Origin of the sequence: Micromonospora auratinigra (assembly GCF_900089595.1) — a bacterium.
Classification (GTDB): domain Bacteria; phylum Actinomycetota; class Actinomycetes; order Mycobacteriales; family Micromonosporaceae; genus Micromonospora; species Micromonospora auratinigra.
In genome coordinates this window covers 1,768,141-1,788,141 of record NZ_LT594323.1, presented here as the reverse complement: position 1 = coordinate 1,788,141, position 20,001 = coordinate 1,768,141, and the positions used below count along the sequence as shown (strand labels likewise).

23 protein-coding genes are annotated in these 20,001 nt (G+C 74.0%); 11 read left to right on the top strand and 12 right to left on the bottom strand.

Features of this window, described 5'->3' with window-relative positions:
* Positions 1-38 precede the first annotated feature (38 nt).
* Positions 39-470, top strand: coding sequence for an Hsp20/alpha crystallin family protein (locus GA0070611_RS08115; RefSeq protein ID WP_091660191.1), 432 nt, complete (start codon positions 39-41; stop codon positions 468-470).
* Here the strand turns inward: GA0070611_RS08115 and GA0070611_RS08110 are convergent.
* Entirely contained in the window at positions 460-1,488 is a 1,029-nt protein-coding gene (locus GA0070611_RS08110) for a helix-turn-helix transcriptional regulator (protein WP_091660188.1), read from the bottom strand. The genes GA0070611_RS08115 and GA0070611_RS08110 overlap by 11 nt on opposite strands.
* A 210-nt stretch (positions 1,489-1,698) precedes the next feature.
* Between GA0070611_RS08110 and abc-f the strand changes: the two genes are divergently transcribed.
* The 4 genes from abc-f to GA0070611_RS08090 all read left to right on the top strand — a co-directional run bounded on the left by abc-f (position 1,699) and on the right by GA0070611_RS08090 (position 6,973).
* Positions 1,699-3,321: a ribosomal protection-like ABC-F family protein gene (gene abc-f / locus GA0070611_RS08105; protein WP_091660184.1), complete on the top strand. Its 1,623-nt coding sequence runs from the start codon at positions 1,699-1,701 to the stop codon at positions 3,319-3,321.
* Positions 3,322-3,388: 67 nt separating this feature from the next.
* Positions 3,389-4,381, top strand: a complete 993-nt coding sequence (locus tag GA0070611_RS08100; protein WP_091660180.1) for a tyrosine-type recombinase/integrase — start codon at positions 3,389-3,391, stop codon at positions 4,379-4,381.
* Positions 4,382-4,416: 35 nt separating this feature from the next.
* On the top strand, positions 4,417-5,262 hold the full coding sequence (locus GA0070611_RS08095) for an LLM class flavin-dependent oxidoreductase (protein ID WP_091660175.1): 846 nt from the start codon (positions 4,417-4,419) through the stop codon (positions 5,260-5,262).
* A 97-nt stretch (positions 5,263-5,359) separates the two neighbouring features.
* Positions 5,360-6,973 (top strand): hypothetical protein, encoded by a 1,614-nt coding sequence (locus GA0070611_RS08090; protein ID WP_157740254.1) that lies wholly within the window; start codon positions 5,360-5,362, stop codon positions 6,971-6,973.
* A 2-nt stretch (positions 6,974-6,975) separates the two neighbouring features.
* Here the strand turns inward: GA0070611_RS08090 and GA0070611_RS08085 are convergent, their stop codons facing one another.
* The gene (locus GA0070611_RS08085) at positions 6,976-7,305 is read right to left on the bottom strand and encodes a winged helix-turn-helix transcriptional regulator (RefSeq protein WP_091660168.1); all 330 of its coding nucleotides are present in this window, start codon (positions 7,303-7,305) and stop codon (positions 6,976-6,978) included.
* A gap of 29 nt (positions 7,306-7,334) precedes the next feature.
* Between GA0070611_RS08085 and GA0070611_RS08080 the strand changes: the two genes are divergently transcribed.
* Complete coding sequence (locus GA0070611_RS08080; RefSeq protein ID WP_197675879.1) at positions 7,335-7,487, top strand: hypothetical protein; 153 nt, start codon at positions 7,335-7,337, stop codon at positions 7,485-7,487.
* Between the two features lie 95 nt (positions 7,488-7,582).
* Here GA0070611_RS08080 and GA0070611_RS08075 read toward each other — a convergent pair whose 3' ends face one another.
* Positions 7,583-8,272 (bottom strand): DUF998 domain-containing protein, encoded by a 690-nt coding sequence (locus tag GA0070611_RS08075; protein ID WP_091660163.1) that lies wholly within the window; start codon positions 8,270-8,272, stop codon positions 7,583-7,585.
* Between the two features lie 41 nt (positions 8,273-8,313).
* Positions 8,314-8,874 carry a dihydrofolate reductase family protein gene (locus GA0070611_RS08070; protein WP_157740252.1) on the bottom strand — a complete coding sequence of 187 codons (561 nt, stop codon included), beginning with the start codon at positions 8,872-8,874 and terminating at the stop codon, positions 8,314-8,316.
* A gap of 112 nt (positions 8,875-8,986) precedes the next feature.
* Between GA0070611_RS08070 and GA0070611_RS08065 the strand changes: the two genes are divergently transcribed.
* On the top strand, positions 8,987-9,634 hold the full coding sequence (locus GA0070611_RS08065) for a winged helix-turn-helix transcriptional regulator (protein ID WP_091660158.1): 648 nt from the start codon (positions 8,987-8,989) through the stop codon (positions 9,632-9,634).
* A gap of 493 nt (positions 9,635-10,127) precedes the next feature.
* On the opposite strand, the gene GA0070611_RS08060 is transcribed toward GA0070611_RS08065, so the two are convergent.
* Entirely contained in the window at positions 10,128-11,129 is a 1,002-nt protein-coding gene (locus GA0070611_RS08060; protein WP_091660154.1) for a helix-turn-helix transcriptional regulator, read from the bottom strand.
* 88 nt (positions 11,130-11,217) lie between these two features.
* Between GA0070611_RS08060 and GA0070611_RS08055 the strand changes: the two genes are divergently transcribed.
* Positions 11,218-11,622 (top strand): VOC family protein, encoded by a 405-nt coding sequence (locus GA0070611_RS08055; RefSeq protein ID WP_091660150.1) that lies wholly within the window; start codon positions 11,218-11,220, stop codon positions 11,620-11,622.
* Positions 11,623-11,683: 61 nt separating this feature from the next.
* On the opposite strand, the gene GA0070611_RS08050 is transcribed toward GA0070611_RS08055, so the two are convergent.
* Both GA0070611_RS08050 and GA0070611_RS08045 read right to left on the bottom strand, forming a co-directional pair.
* A complete protein-coding gene (locus tag GA0070611_RS08050) occupies positions 11,684-12,055 on the bottom strand; it encodes a VOC family protein (protein ID WP_091660145.1) in 372 nt (123 codons plus the stop codon).
* Positions 12,056-12,116: 61 nt separating this feature from the next.
* On the bottom strand, positions 12,117-13,823 hold the full coding sequence (locus GA0070611_RS08045) for an acyl-CoA dehydrogenase family protein (RefSeq protein WP_091660141.1): 1,707 nt from the start codon (positions 13,821-13,823) through the stop codon (positions 12,117-12,119).
* Positions 13,824-13,931: 108 nt separating this feature from the next.
* Between GA0070611_RS08045 and GA0070611_RS08040 the strand changes: the two genes are divergently transcribed.
* Complete coding sequence (locus tag GA0070611_RS08040) at positions 13,932-14,390, top strand: Rv0361 family membrane protein (RefSeq protein WP_091660139.1); 459 nt, start codon at positions 13,932-13,934, stop codon at positions 14,388-14,390.
* 4 nt (positions 14,391-14,394) lie between these two features.
* On the opposite strand, the gene GA0070611_RS08035 is transcribed toward GA0070611_RS08040, so the two are convergent.
* From GA0070611_RS08035 to GA0070611_RS08025, 3 genes are all read right to left on the bottom strand, one after another.
* Complete coding sequence (locus GA0070611_RS08035) at positions 14,395-15,114, bottom strand: thymidine kinase (RefSeq protein WP_091660136.1); 720 nt, start codon at positions 15,112-15,114, stop codon at positions 14,395-14,397.
* Between the two features lie 83 nt (positions 15,115-15,197).
* Positions 15,198-16,589, bottom strand: coding sequence for an MFS transporter (locus tag GA0070611_RS08030; RefSeq protein WP_091660133.1), 1,392 nt, complete (start codon positions 16,587-16,589; stop codon positions 15,198-15,200).
* 15 nt (positions 16,590-16,604) lie between these two features.
* Positions 16,605-17,372, bottom strand: coding sequence for a glycerophosphodiester phosphodiesterase (locus GA0070611_RS08025; RefSeq protein WP_231921365.1), 768 nt, complete (start codon positions 17,370-17,372; stop codon positions 16,605-16,607).
* Positions 17,373-17,472: 100 nt separating this feature from the next.
* Between GA0070611_RS08025 and GA0070611_RS08020 the strand changes: the two genes are divergently transcribed.
* Together GA0070611_RS08020 and GA0070611_RS08015 are read left to right on the top strand one after the other, a co-directional pair.
* A complete protein-coding gene (locus GA0070611_RS08020; RefSeq protein WP_231921364.1) occupies positions 17,473-17,922 on the top strand; it encodes a helix-turn-helix domain-containing protein in 450 nt (149 codons plus the stop codon).
* Positions 17,915-18,283, top strand: a complete 369-nt coding sequence (locus GA0070611_RS08015) for a DUF4180 domain-containing protein (protein WP_091660123.1) — start codon at positions 17,915-17,917, stop codon at positions 18,281-18,283. The genes GA0070611_RS08020 and GA0070611_RS08015 overlap by 8 nt, the downstream gene beginning before the upstream one ends.
* 133 nt (positions 18,284-18,416) lie before the next feature.
* Here GA0070611_RS08015 and GA0070611_RS08010 read toward each other — a convergent pair whose 3' ends face one another.
* Positions 18,417-19,259 (bottom strand): SDR family NAD(P)-dependent oxidoreductase, encoded by an 843-nt coding sequence (locus GA0070611_RS08010; RefSeq protein WP_091660120.1) that lies wholly within the window; start codon positions 19,257-19,259, stop codon positions 18,417-18,419.
* 88 nt (positions 19,260-19,347) lie between these two features.
* A complete protein-coding gene (locus GA0070611_RS08005; RefSeq protein ID WP_091660117.1) occupies positions 19,348-19,989 on the bottom strand; it encodes a flavodoxin family protein in 642 nt (213 codons plus the stop codon).
* Positions 19,990-20,001: the final 12 nt, after the last annotated feature.

Genomic DNA, 20,001 nt, shown 5'->3' with positions numbered 1-20,001 from the left:
CCTTCACCTTCGGCCAGGAGAACCGAGGAGGCACGGCCATGTTGATGCGTACCGACCCGTTCCGTGAGATCGACCGGCTCGCCGAGCAGTTCTTCGGCACCACCGCCCGGCCGGCGGTCATGCACCTCGACGCCTACCGCGACGGGGACCACTTCTACGCCGCCTTCGACCTGCCGGGCGTCGACCCGGACAGCATCGACTGCACCGTCGAGCGCAACGTCCTGACGGTCCGCGCCGAGCGGCGCCGCCCCGCCGGGGAGAAGGTCGAACTCGTCGCCGCCGAGCGGCCGATGGGCACCTTCAGCCGGCAGCTCTTCCTCGGCGACACCCTCGACACCGACCGGCTGGAGGCCGGCTACGACAACGGCGTGCTGACCCTGCGCATCCCGATCGCCGAGCGGGCCAAGCCCCGCCGGATCAGCGTCACGGCGAACGCCGACGGCAACGGCCGCCGGCAGATCAGCGCCTGAGCGCGGCGTCGGTGGGGGCGTCCGGTGCGGGCGTCCCCACCGGCTCGCCCGGGTAGAGCCGGGCCAGCGCGTGCGCGGTCGCGGCCAGCCGCTCGCGCAGCGCCGCCGGTTCCAGGACCTCCACCTCGGCGCCCAGCTTGAGCAGCTCGACGTGGGCGTGCCGCACCGACTCGATCGGCACGGTCGTCTCCAGCCAGCCGTGCGCGTCGGGTTCCCCGGCCGCGGCCCGCGCCGCCCGGCTCATCTCCGGCGGGAACACGTACGGCAGGAACTCCAGCGCGGCCACGGTCAACCGGATCCGGGCCTGTTCGGTGTAGACGTCGCGCTCGTAGCGCCGCGCCCACTCCTGCCACCACTCGGCCAGGTCGAAGTCGTCCGGCCGCTGGTAGCGCTCGTCACAGAGCACCACGTCGAGCACCGCCCCGACCCGGTAGGTGCGCAGCTGGTCGTCGCAGCGGGCCACCAGGTACCAGCGGCCCGCTTTGAGCACCACGCCCAGCGGGGCGACCAGCCGGATCACCTCCCGGGGCGCCCGCCAGCGCCGGTAGCGCATCCGCACCAGCCGGTCCTCCCAGACCGCGCGGGCCAGCGCGGCCAGGTGCGGGGTCGGCTCGGGATGCCGGAACCAGCCCGGCGCGTCCAGGTGGAAACGCTGCCGCATCCGGCCGCCCCGGTCGGCCAGCTCGTCGGGCAGGGCGGCGAGCACCTTCAGCTCGGCCGCCGCCACCACCGGCCCCAGCCCCAGCTCGGCGGCCGGGCCGGGCATCCCGGCCAGGAAGAGCGCCTCGGCCTCCGGCGCGGTCAACCCGGTCAGCCGGGTCCGGTAGCCCTCCAGCAATTGGTAGCCGCCGGCGGGACCGCGGTCGGCGTACACGGGGACCCCGGCGGCGCCGAGCGCCTCGACGTCGCGGTAGACCGTGCGCACCGACACCTCCAGGGCGTCGGCCAGCTCCCGAGCGGTCATCCGCCCCCGGGTCTGCAGGAGCAGCAGCAGGGAGACCAGCCGGCTGGCACGCACGAGGTGACCGTATCCCGGGCGGAAAACCGGTCGCACCCGGCCTCGCCGGCTGGCACAGTCGACCCCGACGGCGCCGCCGACCCACGAGGAGCCGACCGACAGATGTGATCCGCGAGGACGCGGCCGGGCAGCCCGCCCGCCGCCACGGTCCCGACCGCCGCCGCACTGCGGCCGCGGTCCCCGCCCGTCGTCCCCGCCGGAGGATCACCCGTGTTGAAAGCCGTCTCGCTCAGCAAGTCCTACGACACCGAACCGCTCTTCGCCGACCTCGACCTGATCGTGGGCGCCGGCGACCGGGTCGGCCTGGTCGGCCCGAACGGGGTGGGCAAGAGCACCCTGCTGCGGGTGCTCACCGGCGCGGAGCCGCCCTCGTCCGGGACGGTGGAGCTGGCGCCCGGCAGCCGGCTGGGCTACTTCGCCCAGCAGGTGCCCGACCCGGGCGCCACGGTCGGCGAGTTCGTCGCCGCCGGCCTCGGTGAGCTGCCCGCCGTGGCCGGGCAGCTGCGCACGCTGGAGCGGCGGCTCGCCGACGGCGACCACACCGCCCTGGAGGCGTACGGCCGGGCCCAGGACCGGTGGGCGGCGCTGGACGGGTGGCGGGCGCAGGCCCGGCTCACCGACGTCCGGCAGCGCCTCGACGTCGCGCACCTGGCCGACGACACCCCGCTGCACCGGGTCAGCGGCGGCGAACAGGCCCGGCTGACGCTGGCCCGGCTGCTGCTCGACGCCCCCGACCTGCTGGTGCTCGACGAGCCCACCAACCATCTCGACGCCGGGGGCATCGCCTGGCTGGGCGACTGGCTGGCCGCCTTCCCGGGCGGGGTGCTGGTGGTCAGCCACGACCGCGCGTTCCTGGACCGTACGGTGCAGCGCGTCGTCGAGTTGGACGGCATCCACGAGCAGCCGCAGACGTACGCCGGCGGCTACACCGACTACCGGGCCGAGAAGGTGCGCCGCTGGCAGCGGCTGCTGCTGGACTACGAGGCGCAGCAGAAGGACCTGCGCCGGTGGCTGGCCGACATCGACCGCACCAAGCAGCAGGCACGCGGGGTGGAGGAGTCGGTGCGCAGCGGTCTCGGCGCCGACCAGCAGCGCCGCTACGCCAAGAAGGTCGCCCGCAAGGCCAAGGCCCGGGAGCGGCGGTTGCGCCGGCAACTGGACTCGATCCGCTGGCTCGCGCAGCCGCGTACCCGCCCGACGCTGTCCCTGGCGTTCCCGGCCGACGCCCTCGCGGACACCGAGGTGCTGCGGGCCCGCGAGTTGACCCTGCGCGTCGGCGACCGGACCCTGCTGGACACCGTCGACCTGAGCGTGCGCGCCGGGGACCGGATCCTGCTCACCGGCGCGAACGGGGCCGGCAAGACCACCCTGCTGCGGGCGCTGGCCGGGCAGCGGGCCCCCGACGGCGGCCGCGTCGAGGCCGCCACCGAGGTGGCGCTGCTGCCGCAGACCCACGACGAGCTGCGCACCGACGTCACGGTGCTGGACCACTTCCGCTCCCGGGTGCCGGTGTACGCCGACGACGCGGAACGGCTGCTCGACGGCTACCTGTTCGGCCCGGACCAGTGGTCGGCGCGGCTGCGCACACTGTCGGCCGGGGAGCTGCGCCGGCTGCTGCTCGCGGAGCTGGTGAACTCCCCGGCCCGGGTGCTGCTGCTCGACGAGCCCACGAACTACCTGGACCTGGACTCGCTGGAGGTGGTCGAGGCGGCGTTGCGCGAGTTCCGGGGCACGGTGCTGATGGTCAGCCACGACACCTGGTTCGCCGAGGCGGTGGGCTTCGACCGGCGGTGGCGGGTGGCCGACGGCTGGCTGGCGACCGAGGCGGTGTGAGGATCGTCGGGTCCCCGCCGGGCGCGCCTCGTCGCGATTCCCGCCACCGCCTGAGAGCCTTTCTCACATGCTGCGTTCCGAGGTGCTGCCCCGCGGCCCGGCCCGCGCCGCCCTGCCCGGCGGCCCGACCGACTTCACCGAGGCGTGGCTGCGCAACCGCCGGCTCTCCGAGCACACCCGCGACGCGTACCGGCGGGACGTCGGCGGCTGGCTGCGCTGGTGCGCCGAGCGAGGGCTGGACCCGCTGCGGGCGACCTTCCTCGACGTCAACACCTACGGCCGGGAGCTGGAGTCGACGCCGGGGGTGCGCAGCGGCCGGCCGCTGACCCCGGCCACCGTCGCCCGCCGGCTCTCCGCCCTGTCCAGCTGGTACGACTTCCTGGTCAAGCTGCGCGCGATCGAGGCGAACCCGGTCGCCGCCGCCGACCGGCCCCGGATCGACCGGGACCACTCCGCGACCGTCGGGCTGACCCCCGAGGAGGTCGACGCGCTGGTGGCGGCGGCCGAGTCGGACACCGGACCGACGGCCCCGCGCAACCGGGCCGCCATCGCCCTGCTGGCCGACCTGGGCCTGCGGGTGGGCGAGCTGATCTCGCTGGACCTGACCGACCTGGGCGCGGAGCGTGGGCACCGCAGCGTCCGCTTCGTCGGCAAGGGCGGCAAGGTACGCCGTCGGGCGTTGACCCCCGCCGCCGCGTACGCGGTGGACGCCTACCTGTCGGCGCGGGCCGCGGCGCGCCGGGTGAGCGTGGCGGAGCTGACCGGGCCGCTGCTGGTCACCGCCAGCGGCGCCCGGCTGGACCGGCACTCGGTGTTCCGGCTGGTGCGCCGCCTGGCCCAGGTGGCGGGCATCCCGGCCTGGGCGAAGCTCTCCCCGCACTCGCTGCGGCACGCGTTCGCCACCACCGCCCGGGCCGAGGGGGTGCCGCTGGAGGACGTGCAGGACGCGATGGGGCACGCGGACCCGCGCACCACCCGCCGCTACGACCGGGACCGGCACAACCTGGACCGGGACCCGGCGTACGTCATCTGGGCGGCCCGGGCGCGGCGACGCGCGTAGACCTCGGCGTCGTACCCGGGCGGTAGCGTGCCCGGATGCGGCACGGACTGGAGATCTGTTGCGGTGGGCCGGCGGTGACGGTGTCGCTGCTGGTGGAGTTGGGGCAGCTCGCGGAGCAGGCCGGCTGGGACGGCGTGTTCTTCGAGGACTACCTGGTGCACCACGCGGGCGACGACCCGCCCACCTTCGATCCGTGGCTGCTGCTGGCCGCGATCGCCGGCCACACCTCGCACGTCCGGCTGGGCACCACGGTGACGGCCCTGCCGCGCCGCCGCCCGGCGAAGCTGGCCCGCGAGGTGCTCACCCTCGACCACCTGTCCGGCGGCCGGGCCGGCGTGGCGGTCGGTGTCGGCGACCCCGGTGACCGGGGGCTGGCCGCGTTCGGCGAGCAGACCGACCTGAAGACCCGCGCCGCCATGCTCGACGAGGGCATCGACCTCCTGCTCGGCCTGCTCGGCGGCGACCGGGTGACGCACCACGGCACCCACTACCGGGCCGACGGGGTGAGCATGCGACCCGCGCCGGTGCAGTCGCCCCGGGTGCCGGTCTGGATCGGCGGCAGCACCCAGGCCCGGGCGGTGCTGCGCCGCGCCGCCCGGGCCGACGGGATCGTGCCGTACAAGCTGACCGACACCGCCGGCTGGTCCGACTTCACCCCGACGGAGGTACGCGACCTGGTGGCCGCGCTGCCGGCGGCGCGCGCCGACGGTGCGCCGTTCGACGTGGCGCTCGGCGGGCGGCGGCGGCGCGACGACGAGCGGGCCGAGCGGGCGTACCTGGCGGAGCTGGCGGCGGCCGGGGCGACCTGGTGGCTGGAGTACGTGCCGGCCGGTGACCCGGAGACGATGCGGGCGATGGTGGCGCGGGGGCCGCTGCGCTGACCACGACGATCCACATCGTCCCAGCGTTTGCGGGAGGTGCCTGGTGCGCCGATGCTGAGCGGGACGTGGTGCGTCGTGCCGTCGGAAGGGGCGGATCATGGGGACACGACACCGGACCTTCGCACTTCTGACGGCGCTGATCGTGGCGGCCACCACCGCCGTGCCCGACGTGCCGGCGCAGGCCGCGGTGGCGGTCGACGCACCCACCATCTGGACGATGGCCGGCACGCCGGACGGCGGCCGGGTCTTCGTCGGGGCGGTCGAGGGCGGTGTGCTCGTGGTCGACGCCGGCGCCACCTCGGCCGGGAAGGTGGCGGGCATCGGCCGGGCGGTCGGCCTCCGGATGGGGGAGGACGGTCACACCCTCTGGGTGGGGCTGCCCAACGACCGGCAGATCGCCGCCGTGGACGCGACCACCCTCGCCGTCACCGCCCGCTACGACGTCGGAGCGGAGATCTGCCCCGGTGACGTCGCGCCCACCGGCCCCTTCGTCGCGTTCGCCTTCGACTGCCTGCACTACTCCGACCAGACTCTCCCGCCGACACCCACCGGGGTCGGGGTGCTCGACACCCGCACGGGCGCGGTGTCGCTGTCCCCGCCGGAGTGGTCGTGGTACGAGCCGATCATCGCCACCTCGCCCGCCCTGCCCGGGCGGGTCTTCGCCACCGACTACCTCGTGCACACGGTCAGCCTGTCCATGCTGGACGTCAGCGACGGCACCGTACGCGCGGTCACCAGCCGCAAGCTGGGCATGGCGAACCCGGTGGACCTGGCGGTGTCGCCGGACGGCCGGGAGGTGGCACTGACCGGCGTGGACGTCGGCGGCATCCAGACGTACGCCACCACCGACCTCAGCCCGGTGACGCTCTATCCGACCTCCTGCTCGTCGCGCTCGGTGGCGTGGTCCGCCGACAGCAGCCGGCTGGCCACCATGTGCAACGGCCAGGACTACACGGTGGCCCTGTTCGCACGCGGCACGCCGACGCCGCTGCGGACCGCGGCCTTCGTCGGCGGCCCGGAGCGTACCCCGGTGCAACGCGGCCTGGTGCTCGACCCGGACGCCGGCCGGGTGACGATCGGCTCCTCGGGCCTCTGGCAACCCACCGGCCGATACGTCGACCGGATCGGCCTGCGGCCGGCCTCGGCCACGGTCACCGGGCCGGCGCGCGGCTACACCACCCGGGCGTCCACGTTCACCGCCCGGGTGCTGCTCGGCGGCGCGCCCGCCCCGGCCGGCACCCAGGTCGTCGTCTACCGGGAACAGCCCTTCGACAACACCGCGCTGGGCACCTTCACCACCGACGCCACCGGCAGCGTCTCGTTCACCGACGCCACGCCGCGCAGCGGCACCTGGACGTACCGGGCGCACTTCCCGGGCGACGAGTCCTTCGCCCGCACCGACGCGACGGCCACCTTCCAGGCGGACAAACTCCCCACCGCGCTGACGGTGGCCTTCACGCCGATCAGGAAGAAGCGGGGCAGCGTGTACGGGACGGTGGCCGTTGACCTCGGCCCGACCGTCGGGCACCGGTACGTGACGGTCACGGTCACCACCTCGACGGGTACGCAGGTCCTGACCAGCGGTTCGGTGCCGGACGGCGCACCGTTCACGGCCACCTGCACGGTGACCGGGCCGACCACCTTCACCGCCACGTACGACGGCAACGACTGGCAGGACGCGGCCACCGCCACGACGACCGCCGCGCCCTGACCTCAGCCGCGTCGGCCGCCGGCGCGCGGCCGGTCGTCGTACTCGCGCCGGCGTCGGTCCACCTCATCCAGGTGGTTCGCGGACCACTCGGCGAGGGTGGCGAACAGCGGCGCGAGGCTGCGCCCCAGCTCGCTGATCTCGTACTCCACCCGGGGCGGCACCTCGGCGTGGTAGGTGCGCAGGACCAGCCCGTCGCGTTCCAACTGCCGCAGTCGCTGGGTGAGCACCTTCGGGGTGATGCTGACCAGGCGGCGTTCCAGTTCGACGAAGCGTTGCCGGCCGTACTCGTGCAGCGCCCAGAGGATCGGCGTGGTCCAGCGGCTGAAGACGATGTCGACGACCGGCGCAGATGCTGCGGTTCATGCCGGACCCGGTGGTCGCGGCGACCCTCGGCATCCTGGGCACGCCGACGCCCGAGGAGCAGCGGATCAGCCCGGACGTCGCCCGGCTGCTGGGGCGGGCCCCACGCGACTTCGCCGACTGGGCTCAGCGGAACGCCGCGGCGTTCCGCTGAGCCACGCGCCAGCAGCCACACCGGCTCAGTAGGTGAGCGAGCGTCGCCCTGCCGGGTCAACTCCGCAGCGTGAGCTGACCCGGCGGGGCGACGGATCAGCGGCCCGTTGTTCCGCGCGAATGGAGCGGGGAGGGCAGGGTGATGCGCGCGGTGACGGCGCTGAGTCCGAGCAGGCCGAGTCCGGCACCGATGGTGAAGGCCGCCACTGCCGCGCCCGAGGCGGCGAATCCCGCGAGGACCGCCACCGGCATGAGGCGGACGGCGAGCGCCCAGCCATGCCGGCGGTGGGCGGCGAAGTGCCGGGCGAGCACGAGGAACGCGACGCACAACGCGAGATAGCCGATGGTGCCGCTGAGCATATGGACCGTGCCGTGCGCGCTCAACGAGGCGACCCGATCCGCCGGGGCTCCGGGCGGGAACCCGGCTCCCGGGTCGGCACGGAACACTCCGGCGACCAGGAACGAGGCGCCGAACCCGCCGAGCAGCCGGGGCGCCCAGGTCGCGCCCGGGCTTTCGCCCAACGCCCGACGGATCGCGACCGCGCCGCCGATGACCGACAGGCCGGTGATCAGGAAGGCGGTGATCTGGATCCAGCCGAGGGCGCCGAGGCTCAGCTGGCTGAGCGCGTTACGGGTGAAGTCGAACCCGTCCCGGGCCAGGCCCTGGATCAGGCCTGCGGCAAGGAAGAACGGGCCTGCTGCGATGCCGGCTGCGGCCAGGAGTCGTGGCGCCGGGCGAGCCGGGGCCACCGCGAGGGCGGCCGGCGGATTGAGCGTCTGGACCATGCGGAGTCCTTCTCTGTGTGCGGGCGAAGCGGTCGGACTGGTCAGCGGGGCTGGGGGGTGTAGTGGGCCTCGATGACACCGTTGGCGAAGGCTCGGGTGGCCGCCAGGCGCATGGGAATCTGCTCGCCGTCGGCGAGCGTGCGGCCGGTGCCGGCGATGACCGGGGCGATCTGCAGGTAGAGGTCATCGAGCAGGTCGTTGTTCATCAGCCACTGGACGAGGGTGATGCTGCCGCCGACGTTGATGGTGCCGCCGGGCTGCTGCTTGAGGGCCTGGATCTGGCCGATGATGTCGTCGCCGGTGATCAGATGGCTGTGTCGCCATTGCCCGACCTCCGTGAGGGTGGTCGAGACGACGTACTTCGGGGCGGCGTTGAGCCAGTCGGCGGTGGGTACCTGCTCGCTGGTGACGTGGGGGAAGAACGAGCCCCAGAGCTGATAGGTGGTGCGGCCCAGCAGGGCGGTGTCGGCGTCGTCGAACAGCCGCGTCACCGCCTCCGCCGCCTCGCCGGTGTTGTAGGGCATGCCCCACTTCTCCGGACCTTCCACAACGCCGTCCAACGAGACGAACAGGCCGGCGACGATCTTGCGCGGTGCGGTCATGTGATCACTCCTCCTGCGGGTTCGCTTCGGACATTCCGACATCCGAACCAGAAGTGAGCTTGCCTTTTGCAAGTAAGCGTTGTCAACTGCTTCTTGCGTTACGATGTGAACCATGGCGACTCGCGAGTATGGACAGTTCTGCGGCCTGGCCCGGGCCATGGAGATGGTCGGTGAACGGTGGGCCATCCTGATCGTCCGCAACCTGCTCAGCGGCCCCCAGCGCTACACGGACCTGCGTAAGGGTCTGCCCGCCATCCCCACCAACGTCCTGTCCACCCGACTCAAGCAGCTCGAGGAGGCGGGGCTGGTGACCCGGCGGGCGTTGTCCCACCCGACCCGCGCAATCGTCTACGACCTCACCGACTACGGACGTGATCTCGAGCCCGCACTGATCGCGTTAGGGCGCTGGGGGGCCCGCACGATGACCGAGCCAGGCCCTGGCGAGGCCGTCACCGCGGAGTCGGTCGCCATGTCGTTCCGTACGACCTACCGGCCAGAGGCGGCGCGGGAGAGCACCGTCGGATTCGAGGTCCGCATGGGCGACTTCACCATCCGCATCCAGGTCACCAACGGCGCACTGGCCGTTGGCGTCGGCCCGCACCCGGATCCTGATCTCGTCATCGAAAGACTCGCCGACAAGGCGATCATGGAGCTGATGAGGGGAAGCAAGACCGCCGCCGAAGCAGCCGCCGACGGCAGTGTGCGCCTGAAGGGAGACCCTGCTCTGCTGAGCCGGTTCACCGAGATGTTCCACTTCTGATGAAGGTGCCACTGGTTCACCAGCTCCGACGCGGAAGGCGGGAGCGGGAGCAACCGTTCCTAGACACTGAGCAGGAGTGAGTCCTGGCCGGTGCGCGCACCCCGAACGGTGTCGGGTGCGCTGGTCGCCCGCTTTCGGCCCGCGTCCGGTGACATGCCTTCACGGCGTGGTCCGGTGTCGCGTCGGCGGGGTTCCTCACGTCCGGTGGTGTCCCGCCCGGCCTGGACGTTGCGATGCCCCACACCATCGCTCTGGTGGTGTGGGGGCGGTGACGTCCGACGCCGGGCGCGATGCCCGTGGGCGCGTCGTCCGATCACGGTGCTCGCGGCGTCGTGACGTGTGGTGTTGCGGGTAGGTGTGGTCATCGGCTTGCGCCAGTGCTCGGCGCCCCACCGGGAGGTGTACGCCGGGTCGACCGCGACCACGGTGATGCCGGCTTCGGCGGCCATCGAGGTCAGGCGGGCGCGCAAGCCGGCGGTGGGGAAGCGGGAGATCAGGTTCCGCAACCGCCTCTTGCGGCCGTACTTCTCGCGGGTCTTGCGCCCGAGGGCGCAGCCGCATACCGGGCCATCAGTTCCGCGCCGATCCGGGCCAGCTCGGTCCGGACCGCGTCGGGGTCGACGACCTCGATCAGCGTTCCCCAACCCGCCAGGTGCCGGGCGATGTCGCGTGGCGTGGGAGCGGCGACGCGCAGCCGGGCCCGCCCGTCGACGGGGTCGCCGGCACGCTCGCAGTGCCGGCCGAACTGGTTGTGCAGGATCGGCGCGAACCGCTCTGGGACGAGCACGGTCGCCCAGGTGCGGGAGCGTCTCCGCTCGATCTCGTCGGCGACCTCCCGCCACGCGTCGGCGAGGACGAGATCGTCGGGGCGGTCGGCGGGTCGGTCGGTCGGGGCGGCGTGCAGGATCCGGTCGATCCGGAAGGTCCGCCGGCCCCGCTCCGTGCCGGCCAGCAGGTACCAGACGTCGTCCTTGTCGACCAGGCCCCACGGGTCCACCAGCCGACGTGTCGGTTCCCGGTCGCGGCCGCCGTATGTCAGCTGGACCTGACGGCGGCGGACCACCGCGGCCTGCAACAGGTCGACGACCGCCGGCCGGGGCCGGTCCCGCTCACCCCACCGCACCCGGTCGACGGTCGTGGCGTCGGTGGCGGCCTCGGCGTCGGCGCGGAAGGTGCCGGGCAGGGCGCGCAGCAGCTTGCGCAGCGCCGCCCGGAGCTCGGGCGACCCGGCCGCGGCCGGACCGGCGAGCAGGAACAGGGCCTGCGCCTCGGCGGCGGTCAGGCCGGTGAGGTCGGTGCGGGCGCCACCAACCAGGGACCAGCCGCCGCCGCGGCCGGGCTGCGGATAGACCGGTACGCCGGCGGTGGCGAGCGCGGCCAGGTCACGGCGGGCGGTGGCGACGGAGATCTCCAACTCGGCGGCGAGGTCGGCCGCGGTGACCCGGCCCCGGGTCTGCATGAGCAGCAGGGCGGCCACGAGACGGTCAGCGCGCATGACACCGGATTCTTCCGCAAAGTACGCAGAGGATGAGCACTTTGCCGCCGAGCATGAGTGGTGTCGTCCACCGAGGAGGAGAACACCCATGCTGCGAGGCCTCACCACCGTCAGCTTCTACGCCGACGACGTCACCGCCGCCGCCCGCTGGTACACCGCACTGCTCGGCGTCGCGCCGTACTTCACCCGGCCGGCCGAGGGGACGCCCGCGTACGTGGAGTTCCGCGTCGGCGACCAGCAGCACGAGCTGGGCATCATCGACCGGCGCTTCGCCCCCGTTCCACGGTCCGGGCAGGCCGGCGGCGCGGTGGTCTACTGGCACGTGGACGACGTCGAGGCCGCCTACGACCGGCTGCTGTCCCTGGGCGCCACCGGTTACGAGAAGCCGGTCGAACGGGGCCCGGGCTTCGTCACCGCCTCGGTCGTCGACCCGTTCGGCAACGTGCTCGGCGTCATGTACAACCGGCACTACCTGGCGATGGCGGCCGGGTAGTGCCGGGGTGCGGCGGTCGGCCCGGGCGCGCCGACGAGGTGCGGCGCGCCCGGGCCCGCGCTCACGCCGTCGGGCGCGGGCAGAGGCAGAACGGCTGCCCGACCGGGTCCAGCAGCACCGTCCACCGCTCGCCGCCGGGCTGGAACTGCGGCCGGGTCGCGCCGGCGGCCAGGAACTCCTTCTCGGCGACGCTCACGTCGTCGACGTACAGGTCCAGGTGATAGCGCTTGTCGGCGGTCTCGTCCGGCCAGGCCGGCGGGGTGTAGCCGGGGACCAGGCCGAACCCGATCGACGTCCCATCCTTACCGATCATGGCGTACTCGGCCTGGCTGTGCGTGACGTCCCAGCCGAGGACCTGGGCGTAGAAGGCGGCGTGGGTCACCGGGTCGGAGCTGTCGAGGTTGACCATCGCGAGGTCGGCGTGCACTGTCATGCCCTCATCCTGGCCCGGGAAGCTGACACCTTCTGGCAGGTACGGCGGATGGAAGAATCGCTCAGCAGAGCAGCTCCAGGTGCCGGTGGGCGTCGACGGCGATGTCCTCGTGCCGCAGCCACCGCCGGGCCCACAGCCCCGCCGCCACCTCGGCCTGCTCGTCGCCCCACGCGGCGTGCTCGACGAGCAGCGCGGTGCTCAGCGCGTACGCCAGCCGCAGGGCCAGCCCGCGCGCGCCCGCCAGCTGCGCCACGGCGGTCGGGTCGGCGGCGAGGTCGGCGAGGCGGCCGCGCAGCTCCGCGGTGACGCCGGCGAGCGTGTCGGCCAGCGCGGGGGACAGCGGGCGGGCCAGCTCGACCGCGGCGTCGAGCCGGCGCAGCAGCGGCGCGCCGGCGTCCTCCCGCGTCACCGCGCGCAGCACGTCCAGGGCCAGCACGTTGGTGGTGCCTTCCCAGATCGGCAGCACCTGGGCGTCGCGCAGCAGCCGGGGCACCCCGGTGTCCTCGACGTAGCCGGCCCCGCCGAACGCCTCCACGTACTCGGCGGCCGACGAGACGGCCAGCCGGCCGGTGGCGAGCTTGGCCAGCGGCGCGACCACCCGCAGCTCGGCGGCGGCGTCCGGGTCGGCGCCGACCTCGACCCGGCCGAGCAGGGCGAAGGCGTGCCCGGCGAGCACGAACGCGCCAGCCGCGTCGACCGCGAGCGCGCCCAGGGTGGCCCGGTGCAGCGGCGAGTCGGCGAGCCGGCCGCCGGCGACCTGCCGGGCGTCGGCGTACGCGCGGGCCAGCGCCAGGCCCCGGCGCATGCCGGAAGCGGCGGCGGAGGCGTTGTGCACCCGGGTCACCACGACCAGGGTCATCGCCCGGACCAGGCCGGGCACGGCCGGGTCGCCCAACGGCAGCGCGTACGCGTCGCGCAACCCGATCTCGGCGGTGGGCAGCGCCCAGGTGCCGAGCTTGTCCTTGAGCCGATGCACCGTGACGCCGGGAGCGGGCGAGTCGGGGGCGACGCTCGCCCCGGCCAGCGGGGAGTCGGCCGCGTAGCGGGGCACCAGGAACGGGGCGAGCACCCGGCTGCCCCGCCCGGCGCCGTCCGGCCGGGCCAGGGCCACCGCCATCGGCGCGTCGGCCGCCGAGCAGAACCACTTCTCCCCGGTCAGCCGCCACGAGCCGTCGGCGGCGGGCCGCCCGACGGTGCTGGAGCGGGCCAGGTCGGAGCCGCCCTGTGACTCGGTCATCCACTGCCCGCTGACGATCGCGGTGTCGGGGTCGGTGGAGATCAGCCGGGGCAGCCAGGCGTCGCGCACGCCCGCGTCGACGTCGTCGAGGCTGAGCAGCGCGGCCGCCCCGTCGGCCATCGCCACCGGGCAGGAGAAGGTCGCCGACTCGGGCGCGTGCAGGTGCAGCAGGGCGTGCTGGACGACCCGGGCGGCGGCCCCCCAGGTGTCGCGCGCCGACGGCAGGTAGGGCAGCGCGACCACGGCGTGCCGGGCGGCGGCGGCCCGCTGGGCCTGCCAGCCGGCGGACGTGCGCACCCGGTCCACCCGCGCGCCCCACGGGTCGTAGCGGACCAGCGTGGGCGGGTGCGCCTCGGCGTCGGCGTGCGCGGCCCGCAGCACGCCGGTGACCTCGGCGGCCAGCTCGGTCAGCGGCCCCTTCGCGGCGGCGTGCCCGGCCGGCCCGAGCTGCCGCTCCAGCCAGGACCGCAGCAGCGCGTCGCCGGTGTACGGGTCGTCGGGGGTGGGCGCCGGCTGCACGTAACGGGTCATCCGCGAGCTCCTTCGAGGGTGTGCGCCGACGGTAGACGATGCGCCGGGGCGGCGACAGGGGCGCAACCGGCTGCGTACCGTCGCGGTGGTCTCTACCGTCGGTAGGTGATGGGCGAACGGCAGGGGTGGAACAGGTCGGCCCGGCGGCGCCGGCCGCTGCGCGCCGGGGTGCTCGTCGGCGGCCTCGGCGTGGGCCTGTGCCTGGTCGGGGTGGCCGGCGTGGCCGTCTGGAACGCTCAGGTGGTGCTCCAGGCCAACGGTCCGGTGCGGGAGACCGCCGACACGTTCCTGCGCCAGGTGGCCGCCGGGGAGACCGGGCCGGCGTACGGGAAGCTGTGCCGCGAGGCCCGCGGCAAGTGGAGCGAGGTCGGCTTCGGCAGTTGGGTGCGCACCCCGCCGCAGGTCAGCGGCTACGAGATCGTCGACGTGTCGGTGGCCACCCGGGGTGGGCGCCCGCGCGGGACGGTGACGGTGCGGCTGACCCGTGACGGCGGCGGCAGCGAGGAGCGGCAGCTGCCGGTGGTGCAGGAGGACGGCGAGTGGCGGATCTGCGGCGACCCGTTCTGAGCGGTCAGGCGCGCGGGCCCAGGTCGCCGGAGCGGTAGTGCCGCCGGCAGAGCACCTGGTAGCGCACGTCGGCGCTGTCGACGGTGTCGCCGATGACGACCTGTTCGCCCTCGCGGACCACCCGGTCGTCGACGACGCGGGCGTTGAGCAGCCCTTCGCGTCCGCACCAGCAGAGCACCTCGACCTGGATGCGGGCCACCTCGTCGGCGAGTTCGAACAGCCGTTGCGCGGCCGGGAACAGGCAGGACCGGAAGTCGGTGGCCAGGCCGAAGGCGTACACGTCGACGTCGTAGTTGTCGACCAGCTCGGCCATCTGCTCGACGTGCTCCAGGTTGTAGAAGGACGCCTCGTCGCAGATCAGGTAGTCGACGCGGACCCCCTCGGCCCATGCGTCGCGGACCAGGTCGCGCAGGTCGAGCGCGTCGGTCACCTCGATGGCGGAGTGGGCCAGGCCGATGCGGGTGGTGACCTGCGGGCCCAGCGAGCGGTCGATGCGGGTGGTGACCAGCCCGCGGCGGCCCTGCCGGGCGTGGTTGTAGTTCATCTGCAGCGCCATGGTGGACTTGCCGCAGTCCATCGGCCCCCAGAAGAACTTCAGCGCGGCGGCGTGCAGGGGTCGCCCGTCGAGGCCACGGGCGGCGGCGCAGCCGCCGGCACGGTCGTCGCCGGGGCCGGGCAGGGGACGGGCCAGGCAGATCGGGGCGGCAGCGGCGTCGTCGGTCACGTCGGGGCAGCCTAGCCCATCGAGGCAGACGGATCGTCCCCCGCGCGCGGCGTCATGATCTACGCCGCGCGCCGGGGGTGGCCCTACAGCACCCGGGGCGGCGTGTTGCCGGCCGCGACGATGGCCTTGCGGATCGGTACGGCGGCCAGCAGCGCGAAGCCGACCACAAAGAAGATCAACAGCGAGACCAGGCCCACCCGGTACGAGGAGGTGAGCTGGAAGACCAGGCCGAAGGCGAGCGGGCCGAGCCAGCTGGTGCCCTTGTCGCTGATCTCGTAGAAGCCGTAGTACTCGCCCTCCTTGCCGGCGGGGATGAGCTGGCTGAACAGCGAGCGGCTCAGCGCCTGGCTGCCGCCGAGCACCAGCCCGATACAGCCGCCGAGGATCATGAACGGTACGGGCGCCTCGGCGGGCAGCCGGAACGCGGCGATGATCACGCCGGTCCAGAGCACCAGGGACAGCAGCACGGTCTTCCACGCGCCGACGCGCCGGGCCAGCGCGCCGAGGGCGAGCGCGCCGCCGAAGGCCAGGAACTGCACCAGCAGGATCGTCACGATCAGGGTGCTCTGCTCCAGCCGCAGCTCCTCGGTGCCGTACTGGCTGGCCAGGGTGATCACGGTCTGGATGCCGTCGTTGAAGACCAGGAACGCCAGCAGGAAGAACAGCGTCAGCGGGTACGTCTTGACCTCGCGCAGGGTGCGCCCGAGCTGCCGGAACCCGTCGGTGAGCACGTTGCCGCCACCGCGCTGCGCCTCGGCGCTCGGGTGCTCGCGCAGCCAGCGCAGCGGCAGCAGGGTGAACGCCGCCCACCACACGCCGGCCGACACGATCGACCAGCGGGCCAGGTCGAGGGTGCGCTGGGCGTTGCCCTCCTCGCTGAGCACGGTCACCGCGACCAGGTTCAACGCCAGCAGCAGCCCGCCACCGAGGTAGCCGATGGCCCAGCCGCGGCTGGAGATGCCATCGCGTTCGTCGGGGCCGCCGAGCTGCGGCAGGAACGAGTTGTAGACCACCACGGCCGCGCCGAAGGAGATGTTGGCGATCAGGAACAGCGCCCCACCGAGCAGGTAGCGCTCGCCGGTGACGAACGCGAACCCGATGGTGGCCCCGGCGCCGGTGAAGGCGGCCGCGGCCAGCAGTCGCTTCTTGTGCACCGAACGGTCGGCGATCGCGCCGACGACCGGCAGCACGAAGACGGTGAGGAACACCGACAGCGAGATCAGGTACGGGTAGTAGGAGCCGGCCGCGACCCGGATGCCCAGCGGGTGCACCACCCCGTCGCAGCGGTCCGCGCCCAGCTCGCAGCCGGCGGCCAGTTCGGTGACGGTGGTGAGGAACGGCCCGAGGAAGACCGTGATCACGGTGGTCTGGAAGGCGGAGTTCGCCCAGTCGTAGAGGTACCAGCCGGTGCGCTCGCGGCGGGTGCTGGCCGGCGGGGCGGGCTCGGCGACGGCGGGGGTGACCGTTTCGGCCATCGGGGTCCTCGGGTCTCAGGCGGCCCAGTGGCCGCGGGCGCGGTAGACGTCGCGCAGCACGCCGACGTGATCGGTCATGATGCCATCCACGCCGAGATCAAGTAAGTCGTGCATCTCGGCGGGTTCGTCGATCGTCCAGACGTGCACCTGCAACCCGATCCGGTGGCAGTACGCCAGGAACCGCCGGTCGACCACCGGGATCCGCCCGTAGCGGACGGGGACCTGGGCGGCGACCACGGACGGGGGCAGCCGCAGCGGCCGGCCGTGCAGCGAGGCCAGCCGCAGCCGGGCCACCCCGCGCATGCCGAGGCTGGTGGCGATCTTCGGGCCGGCCAGGGCGCGCAGCCGGGTCAGCCGGGCGTCGCTGAACGAGGCGAGCAGCACCCGGTCGGCGGCCCCGGCCCGGCTGATCGTCTCGACGGTCGGCGCGATGCCGCCGTCGGCCTTCACGTCGACGTTGAAGCGCACCTGCGGCCAGGCGTCGAGGACCTCGTCGAGGCGGGGCACGACGGCCGCGCCGCCGACCCGGACCGAGGCCAGGTCGGCCCAGCGCAGGTCGGCGATGCGCCCCGGCTCTCCGGTGACCCGGCTCAGGGTGGCGTCGTGGAAGATCACCGCCACGCCGTCGGCGGTGGCGTGCACGTCGGTCTCCACGTACCGGTAGCCCAGGGCGACGGCCCGGGCGAACGCGGCGGCGGTGTTCTCGTCGCCGTCGGCCGCGCCGCCGCGGTGGGCGAAGGCGAGCGGTGCGGGCGCGTCGAGGTAGCCGTGTCGGGGCTGCACGCGCCGAAGTATGCCCGGCGCGGGTGACGTACGGATTGCCGCCCGGCGACCCCGTAAAGAAATTCCCCATCCTTCCCTTTCACGCTTAGAGTAGGGAACGATGAGTGATGACATGTACTCGGTGGAGCAGGTAGCGGAGCTGCTCGACCTGCACGTACGCACCGTGCGCGGCTACATCCGCGCGGGCCGGCTGCGGGCGGTGCGGATCGGCAAGCAGTACCGGATCGCGCGCGCCGACCTCGACGCGCTGACCGGCCGGCCCACGCCGCCCACCACCGCACCGTCGGCCGAGGTGTCGAGCATCGTGACGCTCGACGGCGTCGACCGGGCCACCGCCGACCGGCTGGGCACGCTGGTGCTGGCCGGCGTCAACACCCACCACGACCCGGCCCACCCGGTACGGGTGCAGACCGTCCACGACGAGGAGCGCCACCGCATGAAGATCGTGATCCTGGGCGACGTCCCCGCCACCGCCGACCTGCTACGCCTGCTCGACGCCGTGCTCGGCGGCGAGGGCGGCCTGCTCGCCGAGGAGGACGGGCGTGGCTGACGAGCTGCAGGAGCGCGCCGGGGTGCCGGTGCTGGTCTGCGACCCGGACGGCCCGCCGATCGCCACCGAACGCGACGCGCTGGACCTGATCGGTGCCGCCTTCGCCGGCGCCACGGTCGTCGCCGTGCCGGCGCAGCGGCTCGCGCCGGCCTTCTTCGCGTTGGGCACCCGCTTCGCCGGGGAGGTCATGCAGAAGTTCGTCAACTACCGGCTGCGCCTGGTCGTGGTCGGCGACATCTCCGCCCACCTGGCCGCCAGCGCCGCCCTGCGCGCCCTGGTCGCCGAGTCCAACCGCCACGACCACATCTGGTTCGTCCCCGACCTCGCCGCCCTCGACGCCCGCCTCACCCCCCACCCCTGACCGTTCTCCCGCACCCGGCCCGCACCTCCCGGCCGCGCCGACCTTGCACTTTCGGCCCTCGTCGCGGGCGGTATGCCCGACCTGCCCGGGCACAAAGTGCAAGATCGACGCGAAACGGCGGGACGGCGACGGGTCAGCGGAGCCAGGAGGTGGTGAGGGTGGTGACGGCCAGGCCGTCGAGGTCGGCGAGTTTGGTGCCGACGAACTGGCGGGCGGCGGGGGAGGTCTGCACCCGGGGGGCGGGATCCGGGTCGGTGAGGGTGGCCACCACGGCGGCGGCCGCGTCGGCCGGTGACTGGGCGGCGGCGAACGCGTCGGCGCTGCGGGCCAGGTACGCGCGCAACGCCGGCCCGTACGCCCCGGCGCCGGCGATCGCGGCCTCCCGGTCGAGGCCGACGTTGGCGACGAACTCGCTGGCCACCGCGCCGGGCTCGATCACGGTGACGCTGACCCCGGCGGAGGCGGCGACCGGCGCGAGGGACTCCATGAACCCCTCCACGGCGAACTTCGCGGCGCAGTACGCCTCGTTGAACGGCTGACCGACCACCCCACCGACGCTGGTGACGGTGAGCAGCCGCCCCCCGGCGGCGCGCAGGTGCGGCAGGGCGGCCCGGGTGACGTGCAGGACGCCGAAGAAGTTGACCTCCATGACCGCCCGGACGTCGTCGACGGTCTCCAGTTCCAGGGTGCCGACGTGACCGGCGCCGGCGTTGTTGACCACCGCGTCGAGCCGGCCGTGCACGGCCATCACGTCGGCCACGCAGGCGACCACGGAGGCCTGGTCGACGACGTCGAGTCGGCGTACGTCGAGCAGGTCGCCGACCCCTGCGGCGTCGGCGGCGTCGCGCAGCCGCTGCGCGCGACCGACGTCGCGCATGGTCGCCACGGTGCGCCACCCGGCGCGGGCCGCGCCCACCGCGATCTCCAGGCCGATGCCGGTGGACGTGCCGGTCACCAGCACGACGGGTGCGCTCACGGGATGCCTCCTCCACGACGGGGTACGGCTGAGAGCCTCTCACCCGGCGGCGGGCCCGCGCGGGCGGATCGGTGGACCGGCGCGCCGGTCAGTCCGACCGGTCGGTGGCCGCGTCGCGGGCCCCGGGTGGCGGGTAGGGCCGGTCGGCGAGCAGCCGGGCCAGGTGCGCGCTGTTGAGCGCCAACGCGGCGGTGGTCCGCCCGGTGGTGTCCGGTTTCGGGCGGGCGTCGACGTAGTCGGTCTTGTGCAGCGCCTCGCCGACCCAGTAGGTCGCGCCGGCGGCGGCGCAGGTGAAGCCCACCTCGTTGAGCGCCTGCTGCACCTCGCCGATGGTGTGGTGCGCGCCGTCCTCGTTGCCGACCACGGCCACCCCGGCGACCTTGCCGTAGGTGAGCAGGCGGCCCTGCGCGTCGGTCTCGGACAGTTCGGCGTCCAGCCGTTCGAGCACCATCTTGGTGACCGACGCGGGCTGGCCGAGCCAGATCGGCGTGGCGATGATCAGGATCTGGGCGGCGAGCAGCTTGGCCCGGATGGCCGGCCAGCCGTCGCCGTCGCCCTCGTCGACGGACACCCCGAAGCGCACGTCGTGGTCGACGACCCGGACGATCTCGCCGTCGACGCCCTGCTCGGCCAGCGCGTCGAGGACCTCCTGGCCGAGCACCTGCGAGCTGGACGTCGCGGGGGAGCGCTTGAGGGTGCAGTTGAGCACGAGAGCTCTGATGGCCGCCATGGCGTGGGTCCT